This is a genomic window from Flavobacterium chuncheonense (assembly GCF_042686145.1).
Taxonomy (GTDB): Bacteria; Bacteroidota; Bacteroidia; order Flavobacteriales; family Flavobacteriaceae; genus Flavobacterium; species Flavobacterium chuncheonense.
Genome location: NZ_JBHUPC010000017.1, coordinates 149,238 through 166,289, shown reverse-complemented (window position 1 = coordinate 166,289; position 17,052 = coordinate 149,238). Strand labels below are relative to the sequence as shown.

Below are 17,052 nucleotides of genomic sequence, written 5' to 3'. Positions count from 1 at the left end.
TATTACTATTAATTTAAGATAATCAAATCCTATGAAAAACAACATTTTACAAAATGATGCAGGACTCTTTGTTCTAGCATTACGATTCGTTATTGGTTGGACGTACTTTTCCGCTTTTTGGAGAAGAACCATACTATCCGACAAACTTGATCCTGAAATCGCTGGATATATCGGAGAAAAGTTCAATCACTTTTTACCACATGCTTTAGGTATAAAACCCATCATTCAATACTTAGTTGAAAACCCCGATATTTTATGGATTAATATGGTAGCTTTTACCATTATTGAAGGAATTATTGGATTATTCATCATTTTTGGTTTTTTTACTCGCCTTATGAGCATTGGCGTATTTGGGCTTGCAATGGGTATTCTACTTGGTTCGGGTTGGATTGGTACTACTTGTCTCGATGAATGGCAAATCGGAGTATTGGGAATAGCTGGTGGATTTGTTCTCTTTTTAACGGGAAGTAGTCACTATTCCTTGGATTACTACTTTATGAAAAAACAATTTTCATTTACGCAAAAGAAACTATTTCAATGGTTGGGATCTGGATTATTACCGCTTAATAAAATTCATATCTCAACATTCGTATTGGTCGGAGCTTTAATCATTCTGGGGATAACCCTAACGACCAATCAAATCTTTCATGGTGGGTTGTGGGGACCACTACATAATAAATCGGTACAACCAAAACTAGAAATTACCGATGGAAATATTGATCAAAACGAACTTTCTTTTGATGTGTATCGAACAGAAGGAGTAGATGTTTACGGTTCGTGGGTAATCGGTATTGAACTCATGAACCAAAAGAATGAAACAATCGTGTCCTATACACCAAAAGAATTATCCAAGCTAAACGAAAATAATGTTTTCAACTATTATATTGCTAAAGTAAAAGCAGGAAAACATAGCTTAGTGGTCCCTTTAGGAGCTAAAGCGAAACTTAGATTACAAAATAAAGACTTAGCAAGTCTTCCAAAAGGAATCTATAAAGTAAAGCTAACCGATATAAGTGGTCTTTCTTGGGAACACACCATTTTAAAACGCTAAAATAGCTATACTAAAACGGTTTGGTAAGTTACCAAACCGTTTTTCTTTTAACTCTATAGCTACAGGATAAACTATTTTTTAAAAGATAATCGTAAAAGGTAAATTATTTATCAGCAAGAACTGATTTACGATAGGCGATTCCCCAATTGGCCAGTTCGTCAATTAACGGCGTAAGCGTTTCACCGTATTCCGTAATCGCGTATTCAACCGTAACAGGTTTTGTATCCAAAACGGTACGACTGATTAAATGATTCATTTCTAAATCTTGTAATTCTTTAGCGAGCATTTTAGTTCCTATTCCCTCTACTTCTCTTAACAAATCCATGAATCCTAGTTTATTTCCTGATATTAATGTTCCTAAAATGGGAAACTTCCATTTACCTGATAAAATACTAATAGCATCATTTATGGCTTGCATTCGCACCTGACAAATTGGAGTATCATTGATAACTGCTTTCTTTTTCATAGCTCTTATGATTGGTTGTATATAGTTTCTTCGACGAAACTAGTATCCAAAAGGAAACTCATAGCAAATATACAATGGACTCGTAATAGCTTTGTATAAGAATTTAAAAATCTAGAAAATATTTACAAAGCACATTAAACTATTACTAAACAAATGAAAATGCTACACAAAATTAAACGTCTATCCATGCTTTATTCTTTGTTGAGTATTATTGCTTGTCAAGGCCAACCCAATACAAAAACTATGACTAACGAAACAACTAATAATCCGCTTTTATGTAACCCTGAAACGGGGGTATGTGAAATACCTAACCTACAAATAGAAGAACCCCTTATATCGGAACAAAATAATACCGAAGTAGTTAAAATCATTTATTTTACAGATCCTATTTGTTCTTCGTGTTGGGGCATAGAACCACAATTGCGCAAACTAAAATTAGAATACAACTCTGCAATTGAAATTGAATACCGCATGGGTGGGTTATTACCCGATTGGAGTTACAATAGTGGCGGTATCAGCAAACCATCGGATGTGGCACACCATTGGGATGAAGTAAGCATCTACTATGATATGCCTATTGATGGAGACATCTGGCTAGAAGATCCACTTGATTCTTCCTATCCTCCTTCTATTGCTTTTAAAGCTGCAAGTTTACAAGACTCCGATAAAGCACTTCTATTTTTACGCGAACTGCGAGAAATGGTCTTTTTGAAAAAAATAAACATTGCCAAATGGGAAAATATTGCCCTTGCAGCTCAAAAGGTAGGCCTAGATGTCAAACAGCTTAAAATTGATTTTGAAGGTAAAGCCAAAATATTATTTCAAGATGATTTGAAGCTGGCACGCCAATATGGTGTGAGAGGTTTTCCAACACTATTTTTCATAAACAACTCTGGAAATAAAGAAACGGTTTACGGTTCACAACCTTATGTCATTTATGAAAAAGCTATCGCAAAAATTCAACCCGATATTTCAAAAAAAGCATATTCAAAAAGTTGGGAAGCAATTTTTTCAAAATTTGAAACCTTAACCGCTCGTGAGTTTTCAGAGCTAACAGAAACCCCAAGAAAAGAAAGTGAAGCTGTATTACATCATCTTACCGAACGTGGTGTTTTAAAGCAATTTTCCACTAAAAATGGGGCGATTTGGAAAAGAGCTAAATAAAAAAATATAATCATTTGATAGCAGTCTAGAATATCCAAGACTGCTATTTTTTTTTAAAACAACTAGAATACAAGCCATTACACTCTTAAAACTTCTTTTTTGTAAATTAGTTTAAAAAATAATTATGGCTAATAATTCGATTACCTTACATAGAGTGTTTAAAACAACACCTGAAAAAATTTATCGCGCCTTTACAGAACCAATCGCTATGGCGTCGTGGTTTCCTCCGTATGGTTTTGTATGTGAAGTCCATCAAATGGAAGTAAAAATTGGTGGTCACTACAAAATGTCATTTACTAATTTTTCAACTGGAAGTCAACACTCCTTTGGTGGATCTTTTCTTGATTTAAAACCTAACGCATTCATCAAATACTCTGACACTTTTGACAATCCGAATTTACCAGGTGAAATGATAACCACTGTAGCCATTAAAGCGGTATCCTGCGGTACAGAAATCAAAATCGTATAAGAAAACATTCCAGAAGTTATTCCTGCAGAAATGTGTTATTTGGGTTAGCAAGAATCATTATAAAAATTAAAAAAACTAGTAGAACCTGAAATTCCTGATGCGTAAACTTTCGAATAGCATTCTTTTCGAATAATAGTGTATAAAATTATTTTTTACTACGCCAAATAATATATCCCGAAATGGATAAAAAAGGTCCTGAGAGTGCTGCCAAACAATACAATAATTTTATCCAAAATCCACCATACTGCCCAAAATGCAGTGGTGACACCATACTGTTTAATTGATTTCCCAAAGAAGTATCTGTTACCCTTACAATCTCTTTTATTGCTCCCGATTTAGCATCTAAAACAATCTTGTTGTAATATTCACTAAAATAAAAAGGATCATTTTCAAAAACACCGTTGAATATCAAATCGGCTTTATTATTATTTGGTAAGCGTATATAAGTTGGTGAAAAATCAGGTAATTCCTTTTGTACTTTTTCCAAAGCATTATCCAATGAAAATTGTAGTAAAGGTGTAGTGGGTTCTTTAGGTTGTTGCAACCCCGATTGCACTACTTTATAGGCTAAAAACAATCCTGTAATAACCAAAACCAAATTCATTACTAACGCCCAAACACCAACATAACGATGTAAGGCAGAATAGAAATTACGCTTGTGAGAACGCTTGACTTTTATTTTAAACAACAAAGTTTTTACAATTACTTTTCGATAAAGTAGAATACCTGTCAACAATGAAAGAAAAAATAAAATCCCTGTGATTAAGACAACTATTCTTCCCACAAGTCCTGCATGTAATGAATAATGCAATTTAAGTACCCATTTACTAAACGTTGTATTGGCATCAATATTTCCTAGTAAAGTACCTGTTTCAGGATGTACAAAAACAAAACGCCTTTCTTCTGGTCTTCGTAAATTGAATAGTATGGTTTCTCCTTTCTTAAAATGAACAATTCGCGTATCCCACATAGGAAATTCACGTTGAACCAATGCCAAAGCTTTATCCAAAGACATTACATTCGATGTATCACTTACCTCATATTTTTGAAAACATGCAGCATCAATATCTTCATTAAAAATCAAAATTGCTCCAGTAAGTCCCATTAATACTAATAAAAGTCCTGCAAACAAGCCTAAGACTGAATGGTATTTAAGTAAGGTACGATTGTTCACTTTAAAATTTATTTTTTTGCAATGATACTACAAAAAGAACATCCTGTAAAATGAATTACAGGATGCTTACTTTTTTATAAATTAACCGTTAATGATAAATTAAATCGGGCTCCATTTGATTTTATATAATCAGAATTTCGAGCTGCCCATTGTGACAATAAATTGTAATAATCCTCATTTAACAAGTTTTCAATTCCTAAACCAATTTTAGTAGAAGGACTCATTTGGTAACTTGTAGTAAAATTAACCAAACTAAAACTTGAAACTGGCCCTTGACCATAGGTATAATCATTTGATGCATTTGGTTCAAAATGATCGCGTTTACCCGAATAAATATAAGCGATACGTGCATTGAATTTATCCGCCCAGTTGTAGGCTAAATAGGTTACGGTTTTCAAAGGCGCAATACGGTCACTATTCATGTAAGTGTCATAATTTCCATCATTTTTAGCATCTACTTTTCCTTCAACAAAAGAAACAGATCCACCTAAATTAAAATGCTTAAATAATTTTGTATCTACAGCCATTTCAAAACCATAAACGCGTTCTGGTTGGCGTGCAATTTCAAATACTCCACTATCCAATTCACGATAAGTAGCGCCAAACTTTGAAGTGCTGATAAAATAAGAACCACTAACATGAGTGTTTGAAAAACGACTGCTGAATCCTGCTTCGTAATTGTTGGCAATTACAGCTTCTGAATTAATTTGGCTTACCGTATTTTCAGTAGCCGAACGTAATGTTCTACCCAAATCGGCAATAGAGAAACTCTGTGAAAAACTAACAAACGGTTTAAAAACCGACCATTTGTTGTAACGTAACCCTACGTTAAAAGTTGTCGCGTTATAATCCAAATCACCTCCTGAAACCGCAACTCCTCCTCCACTTGGCGTAGTTGCACCTTGATTAAAACGAACTAGTGTGGTATAGTTTGGAATTTCAATTCCAATGTTTTCAAAGCGAATTCCACCCTTTAAAACCAAATCCTTATACATTGTTTTCAATTGTGCATATGGTGCAAAGTTGGTCATGCTCATCTCTGGTACCCAACCTCTACCATCAACTAGTTCTTGAGCAGTTTTGTCGTTTAAAATATCAATTCCGTATAAAATATTTCCAGAAACTGCACCAAATTTATAATGCGAATTAAAGTTAAAGCGTGCACCTTTTTTACTCGAAATAATTGTAGATTGACCACCTTCAAAACCTAAATCTGGATTGTAAAAACTATCCGTAAAACCATAAACTGTTTTAAAATCTTGTACATACAAATTCAATTTAAAATCTGTAGCCGCAAAAATATCGATATAATCATATGTTAATTGTGCATTGTGATTGTAGCGGTTACCTTGGTCAACTCCTAAGTCTTCCCCTATTACTCCAATTGTTGGCCTAACACCGTATTCTCCCACTTCAGCGATATAATCCGAATTTTGATTGCTACTGAAGTAATTATACATCAATTCTACTTTTTGTCTGTCGGTGAAACTGTAATTTAATTTCCCAAATAAACTGTATTGATTGGTTTCTCCAATACCATAATATGGTGAAATTACTTCTCCGTTAGCATCTTTAAAGACTCCAGTTTGTCTGAAAGTTCCGCTAGCAACGTAACCCAACTTGTCAAATTTACCCGCAAAGGTTTGTGTAATATTTGCACCAACCGTTTTATCTATACCTTTTAAAGCACCATCACTTCCAACTTTAGTGGTACTTTCAAACTTCTTTAATGAATGTGTTCCTTTGGTAATATAATTCACAATTCCTCCATCAGAACCGTTACCATAAATAGCCGTTGCTCCTTTTATTACTTCAATACGTTCTAAAGTACTAGGATCAATAGTATTCACATCACGACCTCCACTACGTAAAGGTGTAGATTGTGGTATACCATCAACTAAAATTAACATGTTTCTACCACGTAAAGTTTGACCTGTACTACTGGTTTGATTGGTACTTAATGCTATACCTGGTACTTCTAATAATACATCGGCAATATTAGTACTAGTCTGACTTAAGTTTTCAATTTGTGCAGCTGTTACAACTGAAACTGATGAAGGTACTTCATCCAAAGTCTCACGAACCCTATTTGACGTAATGACTACTTCATCTAGTCCTTCTACAGTAGGTTCTAAAACTATATTAATTTCCACTACCTCATTTTCTGTTACTACAATTGAACGGTTTATGGTAGTAAAACCAATAGTTGAAAATTGAAGGGTATAGCTTCCAGCTTCAATATTCGTAAGGGTATAATTTCCATTTCCATCTGTTTGAGTACCTTTTGTAGTTGTTTTTAACACTACTGAAACATAAGGGATTGGATTGTTTTGATTATCTACAACGCGACCTTGCACTTGAGCTTCTTGGCCATAAACACCTAAAAAACTCAATATAAATATGCAGGAAAGTAAAAATCTCATAGTTATTCTTATTTAGACTGTTTTTAAATTTCTGCAAAAGTAAAACAATAAAATATAACAACAAGTTTTTTTTAAATAAAGTGGAACGAATAAGAAACATAGTAGTTTATCTATTACGCTAAAGTTTTTATGGAAAAGAGGTTAGAGTTCACAGTATTTATAAAAGAAATTTTTAAGATGTTAAATTAAATAGTCAACCATACACGCTATCGTAATTTTTCTTAAATTTATTTGATAATCAATAACTTAAAAAACACCTCTAGAATACTATCGTAATACTTAAACTAATTGTAAATTAAAGTAATTATGTTCCAGAATGTTGAATTTCCATCGGAAGGTGCAACTCTGAGAGGTCGACTTTACCTTCCTTCCAATAATGTTTCAAAACATCCCATAATCATAATGGCGCATGGGTATTCTGCTACTATATCCGGAATGGTTGCCGATTGTTTTGCCGAAAGATTTTGCTCCAATGGCTTTGCCGTGCTGCTTTACGATCATCGCAATCTAGGAAATAGTGATGGTAAACCCCGACAAGAGCTTAACAGGTGGACGCAAGCAAGAGGCTATCGCGATGCCATAGATTATGTGACAGCATTATCCAACATAAACACTAATCAAATTGGATTTTGGGGCGATAGTATGAGTGGTGATGAAGTACTTTTTGTTTCCGCTATGGATGCCCGTGTAAAGGCCGTAGTGGCTCAAGTACCAGCGTGTGGGAAAGAAATACCTCCAAAAGATGCTGATGGGACTCTTTTCGAAACTTTAAAAAATACCTTTTATAATGGTGATGTCAATACTCCCGAAACTATTTTAGGTCCAATGCCTGTTGTTTCATTTGACCAAAAAAGTATTCCATCCCTTTTAAAACCACTTACTGCCTTTCGATGGTTCATTGAATATGGTGGTCGCTTTAACACGCTATGGACTAATACTGCGACCTATGTAACGCCTAAGGTTCCTGTTAAATTCAATTCTGTAATCTGCATGCCTTATATAAAAGCTGCTGTTTTAATGATGGTTGCAAAACAAGATGAAATACAAGGTGCCAATTCAGATGTTGCTAAATACGCTTTTTCTCTTGCGAAAGGACCAAAAGAACTAATTGAAATTGATGGTGGTCATTTTGGATTATTGTATTACCCAAGTGCTCTTTTTGAGCAAGCTTGTAAAGAGCAGATTCGATTTTTCAAAGCGTATTTAAAAGGCGAAGATAAAAAAAGCACCTAAAAAACAAATAAATCTTTCATAATGAACATATTACGTTAAAATTTAATTAAAACACTTAAAATAAAACAACTTCAATATTACAATACCTAACTTTGTTTACTATTTAAATCAATAGAGATTACATACTGGTAATAAAGTCGGTTTATTATTGAAAAACTCTATTTTAATTAAATTAAAATAGAGTTTTTATAGCAGACCACAATCTATTTACTGACATGATTACCAACATGGCATATCGCTTTAGATTGTTTCAATTTGAAATTTAACAATCCATCGTCTCTTATTAAGTAGATGTATAACTTCCCAACAATCTCTTTGTAAAATATTAAGGCTACCTACTTCACTTTTCTTGGGTATAAAATGTAATGTTTTACACTAATTAAAATTAACATCATGACTAAATTTACAGCAGAAGACTTCAAATCGCATTTTGAAGGCCATATCATTACTCCAGCAGATGAACGATACGATGCAGCCCGTTCGATTTGGAATGCAATGTTTGATAAAAAACCAGCGCTTATTACACAATGTAAAACAACACAGGATGTGGTAGAAGCGGTTAATTTTGCTCGAGAAAACGATTTACTTTTAGCAGTCAAAGGAGGGGGTCACAATTCCGCTGGAACAGGATCTTGTGACAATGGATTGGTAATAGACCTTTCCCTAATGCAAGGAATAAAAGTAGATCCGGAGAACCAAAAAATCACTGTACAAGGCGGTTGTTTACTGAGTGCCATAGATGCTGAAGCACAGAAATTTGGACAGGCAGTTTCATCGGGTATTATTTCACACACTGGTGTAGGAGGTCTAACACTTGGAGGTGGATTTGGATGGATTAGTCGCAAATATGGATTCTCCATTGACAATTTATTAGAAGCAGAGATCGTAACGGCTGAAGGAAAAATAGTAAAAGCTAATGCAACCGAAAATCCCGATCTATTCTGGGCAATTCGTGGTGGAGGCGGAAATTTTGGCGTCGTAACTTCGTTTACTTTTAAAACGGCTTCAATTGGTCAACAAGTGTATTCCGGACCAATTATTAAATCGTTTGACAACGCAAAAGCGTACTTACAATTTCACCGTGATTATGTACGCAATATGTCCGATGACATGACCATTTGGTTGGTTGTACGCCATGCACCACCACTACCCTTTTTAGACGCACAACATCATGGTAAATTAGTGGTCATTGTCCCATTTGTATGGCTTGGAGACGAAGAAGAGGGTAAGAAATTAATGCAACCAATACGCGATTTTGGAGAAACCCTTGGCGATGGCTCTGCAATGCACCCATGGACTGCATGGCAATCTGCTTTTGATGGACTCGTAACTCATGGCGCGCGAAATTATTGGAAATCACACCATTTGAAATCATTATCCGATGCCTGTATTGATTCCATTATTGAATATGGCAACTCTCTACCTACAGCAGAATGTGAAATCTTTATTCCTCACATGGAAGGTGCTCCAAGTAGAATTGCATCTGATGCTACAGCTTTCTCATTCCGACAAACACCCTTTTTGTTAAACATTCACACCCGATGGCGTGAAGAAAGTGATGATGAAAGAGCGATAGAATGGGCCAAAAATTTCCATAAAGCTACAGAACCATTTGCTCAAGGTGTATATGTAAATTTCTTGAGTGCTGAAGGCGATAACCGTGTAAAACAAGCGTATACTCCTGAAGTTTGGGAGAAATTGGTAAACTGTAAGAAAAAATGGGATCCTCAAAATTTATTTCGTGTGAACCAGAATATTAGTCCTTTTTCCTAAATATTTATTTCCCCTATTACCCTGAAAAGTAATGGGGGTTTTAATCCCATCAGGCCATGAAAACCAGAATACTACTTTTAGTAGCTCTCTTCTTAACTTTGTTCAGTAGTTGTAAAAAAGAAAAAGCAAATAAAATTGTAGTTCCTAAAGTAACTGCTAAAGTATCTTGTATGCCTATTACAACCGACAAAGATTGGTATACATCGGGAAAAACAGCACCATTATTTAAAAATCTAGGTGATTTTAATCGTACCATTACAACTTCAGTACCTCTGGCACAGCAATATTTTAATCAAGGAATGGTACTTGCTTATGGTTTCAATCATGCAGAGGCAACACGATCATTTTATTATGCTACCCAACTCGACCCCAATAGTCCGATGGCGTTTTGGGGATATGCATATGTTTTAGGTCCCAATTATAATGCCGGTATGGAATCTGACAACTATGAAAGAGCCTACAATGCCATCCAAAAGGCAATAGCTTTACTTAACGAAAATACTCCTATTGTAGAAAAAGATTTGATACATGCGTTAGCAACGCGATACGTAGCTTTACCGGTGGAAGATCGAAGTGATTTGGATAAAAAATATGCCATTGAAATGGGCAAAATCTTTCAAAATTATCCAGATGACCCTGATATAGGATTTCTTTACGCCGAGTCGCAAATGAATTTACATCCATGGGATTTGTATGATAAACAAGGTAATCCAAAAGAATGGACTCCAGAGATATTAAGAACCATCAATCACGTACTAAAAAAGAGTCCGAAGCATTGTGGCATCCATCATTTAAATATCCATGCTGTGGAAGCCTCCAAAAATCCAGGACAAGGATTAAACAGTGCTAAACTATATGATGAGGGTTTGGTTCCTGGAGCTGGACACTTAGTCCATATGCCTTCTCACATTTATATACGAACAGGTGATTACCATAAGGGGACAAAGGCAAACTTGCATGCAATTGCGGTTGACAGTAACTATGTTAGTAATTGCCATGCTCAAGGTGTCTATCCTCTCGCCTATTTTCCACACAACCAACATTTTTTGGTAGCAACAGCTACATTAGAAGGTAACAGCAAATGGGCATTAGATGCTGCCAATTCATTATCGCAAAACACTAGTCTACAACTTATGAAGGAACCAGGTTGGAGTACTTTACAACATTATTATGCCATACCGTTTTTTGTCTACGTTAAATTTGGAAAATGGGACACAATACTAGCTTTTAAAAACGAAGTTACAGATTTAGAATACCCTAAAGCAATTGAGCATTATGCTAGAGGCATGGCGTATGTAGGTAAAGGTGAAATGAGCAAAGCGAAAGCTGAACTAGCTTCATTACAAGAACTAGCTGGTCATGAAAGTTTAAAGTCAATCTCTATTTGGGAAATAAATTCGGTGTATGATATTGTACAAATTGCGGAAAAAATATTGAATGCCGAAATTTTAGCAACGGAAAAAAAATATACTGAAAGCATCAAACTACTTAAAAGAGCTGTTGCCATAGAAGATGCTTTAAATTACAATGAACCACCTGATTGGTTCTTTTCTGTACGACACCACTTAGGTGCTGTACAACTGGAGGCAAAACAATACAAAACTGCCATTCAAACTTACAGCGAAGATTTAAAAAAATTTCCAAAAAATGGGTGGGCCTTACACGGCTTACAAACTGCTTATACGCTACTTCATGATGATGTAAACCTCCAACTAACCAATGAGCAATTAAAAACAGCTTGGAAAACTGCAGATATAGAATTGCATTCATCAACAATTAAATAATAGACAACATCCTTTATTTTTTATTATTTTGTTTAAGCACTAAAACACTTAAATATCAATAACTTATACTTTTTTTTTGTAAATTTGAGTACGTTACTGTTTATCAATAGTATAGTTTTCAGCTCCGAAACTACATGAATTGGTTATCACCAAAATTTTCTGTAATAACAATTAGCAATAATCACAATGAAGAGTTGAATTATTAAGAATGCAGATAAGTGGAATCGACCTTTTAAATGTAATAAAATGAAAAAAAATATTTTATTGATAATGGGCTTAATACTTCTAAGTTGCGTACTTGTAATAACGTCCTGCGAAAAAAGCAAGGAAAAACCAACTGATATTTCTGCAACTCCAATCGAAAAAACTGAAGATATTATACAAAAAGGAGAATATCTTGTAAATATCATGGGTTGTAACGATTGTCATTCTCCTAAACGTATGGGAGCTCAAGGACCTGAGATTATACCCGAATTACTATTATCTGGTTTTCAATCCGACAGTCCACCATTTACTATTAACGTTGATGATTTAACCAAAGAGGGATTTGCTATATTTTACCCCGATTTAACAGCTAGTAAAGGCCCTTGGGGGACTTCTTATGCAGCAAACTTAACACCTGATGCAACAGGAATTGGCGATTGGTCAGAAGCACAATTTAAAAAAGCCATTACCGAAGGAAAATTTAAAGGTTTGGATAACGGTCGTCTATTACTACCACCAATGCCTTGGGCTAGTTTTATCAATTTAAAAAATGAAGATATCCACGCCATATTCAGTTATCTAAAAAGTATAAAACCTGTTCATAATATTGTCCCTGAGGCGGATATTGTACAGCATAATTAAAATTTAAAAAATGAATAACACTAAAATTATTACAGTTTTTGGAGCAACTGGAGCTCAAGGAGGCGGACTTGTAGCCGCTATATTAGCAGATCCTAATTCCGGATTTAAAGTGAGAGCTGTAACGCGAAACCTAGATTCCGATAAAGCTAAAGCATTACAAGAAAAAGGAGTTGAGGTTGTTGTGGCTGATATTGACGATACCGCTAGTATAAAGAAAGTAATTGAAGGTTCGTATGGGGTCTATTTTGTGACGTTTTTTTGGGAACACTACTCTGCCGAAAAAGAATACCAAGAAGTTATCAATTTCATAGAGGCTGTTAAAGACCAAAACGTAAAACACATCATTTGGTCTACTTTAGAAGATACCAGAAATTGGGTTCCTCTTGATGATGACAGTATCCCAACTCTTCAGGGAAAATACAAAGTTCCCCATTTTGACGGTAAAGGAGCTGCAGACCAATTGTTTGTAGCAGCTAAATTACCCGTAACCTTTTTACGGACTTCGTTTTATTGGGATAACTTTATTCATTTTGGTATGGGACCTCAAAAGGGAGAAGACGGTCACTACTACATTACATTTCCTATGGATGACAAAAAATTGGCCGGTATGGCTGCAGAGGATATTGGAAAATGCGCCTATGGTATCTTTAAAAAAGGAGCAACATTATTGAATAAAACAGTTGGAATAGTTGGCGAAAAACTAAACGGAGACGAAATGGCTGCTAAACTATCAAAAGCATTAGGTATAAAAGTCAATTATAACAATGTTACTCCTGAAACCTACAGAAGTTTCGGGTTTCCAGGTGCAGACGACCTTGGTAATATGTTTCAATTCAAAAGAGATTTCAATAATGATTTTAACAGTATAAGAAATGAAGAACTTTCAGTTGAACTTAACCCTGAAATGCAAAATTTTGAAAACTGGCTTACTATTAACGCAAAACGAATTCCATTATAATAAACTTTTAAACTTGGAGTAGTAATCTGTTTTATAAAAATTAAAAAACACATTAAATCAATAAAAAATTAATCTTAAATCAATCCTTTTCAAGTATTTATGTCGAAAATTTAATTTAATACGAAATTAATAATTATCATATTCATTAAAAATCAATATTTTTTTTTTAGATAAAAAAAAAAAAAGTAGAAGTTCAATTATTTACTCGGTAATTTTAACAAAATCTTGACTAAATATCAACTTGTGTTAAAATATTTAATTACAAAACTATTTGTTTAACAAACAGTTATAAAATATTTAATTTTGCAAAAAATAAAAGTTATTAATCATGAGAAAAATTATTTTTCTGTTTGCAATGTTCTTTGCAGTCATGCAAATGGATGCACAAACATGGACAACACATACGTGTAACTCTACAACAACTGGAAGTAACACTTATGGACCAATGTATTCAATACCCGCTGCAGGAGCCTATAATCGAACTGCAGTAATATTACCAAAAGAAAATTTGGAACCCATACTTGGAAAAACATTAAACAGTATGCATTTCAAACGTCTTTTAGCAGGTAATGCAATGGCAGGAACTCCAAATTTTAAAATTTACTTAAAAGAAGTATCGGCTATTGATTGGGGTACAGCAGATTTAGATTGGAGCGTAGAAACGGCAACAGCAACGTTAGTATTTGACAGTAATCCTGCTCCAATTGTAGGTAATACAATAGGATGGAAAGAATTTCCTTTACTTGCACCTTATGCCTATAGCGGAACACAAAATTTAGCTGTATTCATGGAATATACAAATGCCACTCAAAGTACTACTATCACATGGGCATACGAATATACTGATTCTTGTATCAATCCTGCAAATAATAATAGTACGAAATATATTAATGCTTCAGGAACCGTTCTTCCAAATCTATTAACATTTGAAACAAAGAATAGACCAATATTTGGATTTACATTTGCACAGACTTGTCCTGCACCTACTGATGTGTTATTTTCGAATATTACACCATTAAATGCAACTGTTTCTTGGACTCAGACAGGCACTGCTACAGATTGGCAATACATTATTCAACCAACAGGAGGTTCTGTACCCCTACAATCCGCAAGTGGGAATACAGCCACAACAAATCCATTTACGACACCTGCAACTTTAACACCAGAGACAAATTATGAATTGTATATAAAAACAAACTGTGGTGGTACAGAGGAAAGTTTTTGGGCAGGGCCTTATACTTTTCAAACTACTTGCGCAGCAATTAGTACATTGCCATGGAATGAGAACTTTGATGGATTACCAAGTGTTGGTTCAACCTATTTTCCAAGTTGCTGGTCTAAGGAAATCGGTGACTGGGCAACGTCAATAACAAATTCACCCGTTTCGAGCTCTCCATATTCTGGAACTAAATATTTACGTACGCAAACCAATGCAACTAACGATATCATGTGGACAATTGGTTTCGACTTAACTGCAGGAACCTCATATGATTTTTCGAGTTTTATTCAAAGTAATAACCAAACAGGTTGGTCGGTTGACTATTTAGTAAACACAATTCAAAATTCATTAGGTGCTTCTCAAATAGGCGCTACCTATATTCCATTTGGAGAAAATATAAATATTTCAACTCAAGGGTATACACGTGTAAAATCAACATTTGTACCTACTACTACAGGTACCTATTATTTTGGAGTACGTGTAAATCAAAGTTCAACTGTAAATGGTTATATTTCATTCGATGATTTTGCTTTAGAATTAACACCTACTTGTGTTGAACCTGAAGGTTTGACATTTAGTAATGTAACAGCTACATCAGCTACTTTAACTTGGAATGAAATTGGTACTGCAACAAATTGGATAATTGAATACGGTGCTATAGGATTCACTCAAGGTACCGGTACCACTGTACAACAAAATACTACACCTAGTTTAGCAATTACTTCAGGTCTTTTACCAAATACTCTTTATGATGTATATTTAAAAAGTGATTGTGGTACTGAATCAAGCACATGGTTAGGTCCTATCCGTTTCAAGACACCTTGTGCGGTTATCAATGCACCTTATTTTTATAACGTTGATAATGCAGCATCTACTACAAGTGCTGATATTTCAGATTGTTGGAACACTACACCTTCTGGAACAACTGCATCTTTCCGCTGGAATGTTTACACTATTAATCAAACCAACAATAGTGCCAATACAGGACCATTCTTTGCGCACAGTGGCTACAACTATTTCTTTACAGAAGCAAACAGTGGTGTTTCAGGAGCAGTAGCAGAATTGTATATGCCAGTAATTAATATTAATACATTAACATCTCCTACTCTACAATTTTTTTACCATATGTATGGTTCTTCAATGGGAGAATTACACGTAGATGTTTACAATGGGACAACTTGGACAAATGATGTATTTGTAAAAGTTGGTCAGCAGCAAACTTCTGAAAATGACCCTTGGTTATTAGCAATTGTCGACTTAAGTACTTATTCAGGTAACATTCAAGTTCGCTTTAGAGGTATAAGAGGTGGTAACTTCTTAGGGGATATGGCAATCGATGATATACGTATTGACGAAGCTCCAGCTTGTTTTCCTCCTACTAACATTGTAGTTTCAAATATCACCACATCATCGGTATATATTGATTGGGATGTCATACCTTCAATTTTTGATTTTCAATATGTAATCCAAGCTCCTGGTTTAGGAGAACCAACTGGTGCAGGAATTTCTGTTGGAGATTATGGTCTAACAGTAAACACTGGTATCAGTCCTAATACAACGTATGAGCTATATATGCGTACAGAATGTTCTACTAATAGTTATAGTAACTGGGGAGCACCTGTCACTTTTACTACTCCATGTAGTGCTTTTACAGTACCATATTCTCAAAACTTTGATACCACTCCTGCAGGAAGTCCGAATAATATTACAACTCCATCTTGTTGGACGTACACCGAAACAACTGGAGGTTCAGGTTATGGTTATGTAGGACTTTCAAGTACCTTTTCATATTCTACGCCAAATGTTTACATTTTAAATAATTTATCAGATTTATCTGGAGATTATTTATTAGTTTCTCCTGAAACTACCAACTTATCAAGTGGTTCAAATGCCATTACTTTTTATGCTCGTGGTTCTGTTGCGGGATATTCTTTGGAAGTAGGAACTATGTCAGATCAAAATGATGCTGATACATTTATTGCTTTACAAACAATAAATTTAACAGATGTATACGCACAATACACTGTAGCTATACCTGCAGGTACTAATAGTTATGTTGCATTTCGACATGGATTAAGTGGTACTAACCGTGCAATCTATATCGATGATGTTACTGTTGATCAAAATTTAAGTGCTTCTACTTTTGATAGTACTTCATTTAAAGTTTATCCTAATCCGGTTACCTCTGTATTAAACTTAGATGCTGTTCAAAATATTGAAAAAGTAGTTGTCTATAACATGTTAGGTCAACAAGTATTAGTACAAGTTGGCAATACTACACAAACACAATTAGACATGTCTGCCTTAACTGCAGGAACTTATAATGTTGTTGTGACTGCTGAAGGTAAATCCTTTCCAGTGCGAGTAATCAAACAATAATTTGATTTATTTATATACAATTAAAAAGCCCCATTTTGGGGCTTTTTTTTATGGAATAAACTAAACTAAAAGGGGAATACATCTTCATTTTAAAAAAAGTAAGAAAAAATCCC

Annotated in this window: 12 protein-coding genes; 9 read left to right on the top strand and 3 right to left on the bottom strand. The window is 34.6% G+C overall.

What is annotated here, in order from left to right:
- Positions 1–31 precede the first annotated feature (31 nt).
- Positions 32–1,051, top strand: coding sequence for a TQO small subunit DoxD (locus tag ACFS5J_RS12025; RefSeq protein WP_379812455.1), 1,020 nt, complete (start codon positions 32–34; stop codon positions 1,049–1,051).
- A 103-nt stretch (positions 1,052–1,154) separates the two neighbouring features.
- Here the strand turns inward: ACFS5J_RS12025 and ACFS5J_RS12020 are convergent, their stop codons facing one another.
- Positions 1,155–1,517, bottom strand: a complete 363-nt coding sequence (locus tag ACFS5J_RS12020; RefSeq protein WP_379812453.1) for a winged helix-turn-helix transcriptional regulator — start codon at positions 1,515–1,517, stop codon at positions 1,155–1,157.
- A 243-nt stretch (positions 1,518–1,760) separates the two neighbouring features.
- Between ACFS5J_RS12020 and ACFS5J_RS12015 the strand changes: the two genes are divergently transcribed.
- Complete coding sequence (locus tag ACFS5J_RS12015) at positions 1,761–2,681, top strand: ClpXP adapter SpxH family protein (protein WP_379812520.1); 921 nt, start codon at positions 1,761–1,763, stop codon at positions 2,679–2,681.
- 124 nt (positions 2,682–2,805) lie between these two features.
- Entirely contained in the window at positions 2,806–3,150 is a 345-nt protein-coding gene (locus tag ACFS5J_RS12010; protein ID WP_379812452.1) for an SRPBCC domain-containing protein, read from the top strand.
- 145 nt (positions 3,151–3,295) lie between these two features.
- Here ACFS5J_RS12010 and ACFS5J_RS12005 read toward each other — a convergent pair whose 3' ends face one another.
- Positions 3,296–4,324, bottom strand: a complete 1,029-nt coding sequence (locus tag ACFS5J_RS12005) for a PepSY-associated TM helix domain-containing protein (protein WP_379812451.1) — start codon at positions 4,322–4,324, stop codon at positions 3,296–3,298.
- Between the two features lie 74 nt (positions 4,325–4,398).
- Positions 4,399–6,747: a TonB-dependent receptor gene (locus ACFS5J_RS12000; protein ID WP_379812450.1), complete on the bottom strand. Its 2,349-nt coding sequence runs from the start codon at positions 6,745–6,747 to the stop codon at positions 4,399–4,401.
- A 306-nt stretch (positions 6,748–7,053) separates the two neighbouring features.
- On the opposite strand from ACFS5J_RS12000, the gene ACFS5J_RS11995 reads away from it, so the two are divergent.
- From ACFS5J_RS11995 to ACFS5J_RS11970, 6 genes are all read left to right on the top strand, one after another.
- Positions 7,054–7,980 (top strand): alpha/beta hydrolase, encoded by a 927-nt coding sequence (locus ACFS5J_RS11995; RefSeq protein ID WP_379812449.1) that lies wholly within the window; start codon positions 7,054–7,056, stop codon positions 7,978–7,980.
- A 393-nt stretch (positions 7,981–8,373) separates the two neighbouring features.
- The gene (locus ACFS5J_RS11990; RefSeq protein ID WP_379812448.1) at positions 8,374–9,753 is read left to right on the top strand and encodes an FAD-binding oxidoreductase; all 1,380 of its coding nucleotides are present in this window, start codon (positions 8,374–8,376) and stop codon (positions 9,751–9,753) included.
- Between the two features lie 56 nt (positions 9,754–9,809).
- Entirely contained in the window at positions 9,810–11,537 is a 1,728-nt protein-coding gene (locus ACFS5J_RS11985) for a tetratricopeptide repeat protein (RefSeq protein WP_379812447.1), read from the top strand.
- 246 nt (positions 11,538–11,783) lie between these two features.
- The gene (locus ACFS5J_RS11980) at positions 11,784–12,383 is read left to right on the top strand and encodes a c-type cytochrome (protein WP_379812446.1); all 600 of its coding nucleotides are present in this window, start codon (positions 11,784–11,786) and stop codon (positions 12,381–12,383) included.
- A 10-nt stretch (positions 12,384–12,393) separates the two neighbouring features.
- A complete protein-coding gene (locus ACFS5J_RS11975) occupies positions 12,394–13,341 on the top strand; it encodes an NmrA/HSCARG family protein (RefSeq protein WP_379812445.1) in 948 nt (315 codons plus the stop codon).
- A 328-nt stretch (positions 13,342–13,669) separates the two neighbouring features.
- Positions 13,670–16,939, top strand: coding sequence for a fibronectin type III domain-containing protein (locus tag ACFS5J_RS11970; protein WP_379812443.1), 3,270 nt, complete (start codon positions 13,670–13,672; stop codon positions 16,937–16,939).
- The last annotated feature ends 113 nt before the right edge of the window (positions 16,940–17,052 follow it).

Bases quoted from the DNA above. Each gene is read 5' to 3' on its own strand.
- ACFS5J_RS12025 (WP_379812455.1), top strand. From the start codon at position 32: ATGAAAAACAACATTTTACAAAATGATGCAGGACTCTTTGTTCTAGCA.
- ACFS5J_RS12020 (WP_379812453.1), bottom strand. From the start codon at position 1,517: ATGAAAAAGAAAGCAGTTATCAATGATACTCCAATTTGTCAGGTGCGA.
- ACFS5J_RS12015 (WP_379812520.1), top strand. From the start codon at position 1,761: ATGACTAACGAAACAACTAATAATCCGCTTTTATGTAACCCTGAAACG.
- ACFS5J_RS12010 (WP_379812452.1), top strand. From the start codon at position 2,806: ATGGCTAATAATTCGATTACCTTACATAGAGTGTTTAAAACAACACCT.
- ACFS5J_RS12000 (WP_379812450.1), bottom strand. From the start codon at position 6,747: ATGAGATTTTTACTTTCCTGCATATTTATATTGAGTTTTTTAGGTGTT.
- ACFS5J_RS11995 (WP_379812449.1), top strand. From the start codon at position 7,054: ATGTTCCAGAATGTTGAATTTCCATCGGAAGGTGCAACTCTGAGAGGT.
- ACFS5J_RS11990 (WP_379812448.1), top strand. From the start codon at position 8,374: ATGACTAAATTTACAGCAGAAGACTTCAAATCGCATTTTGAAGGCCAT.
- ACFS5J_RS11985 (WP_379812447.1), top strand. From the start codon at position 9,810: ATGAAAACCAGAATACTACTTTTAGTAGCTCTCTTCTTAACTTTGTTC.
- ACFS5J_RS11980 (WP_379812446.1), top strand. From the start codon at position 11,784: ATGAAAAAAAATATTTTATTGATAATGGGCTTAATACTTCTAAGTTGC.
- ACFS5J_RS11975 (WP_379812445.1), top strand. From the start codon at position 12,394: ATGAATAACACTAAAATTATTACAGTTTTTGGAGCAACTGGAGCTCAA.
- ACFS5J_RS11970 (WP_379812443.1), top strand. From the start codon at position 13,670: ATGAGAAAAATTATTTTTCTGTTTGCAATGTTCTTTGCAGTCATGCAA.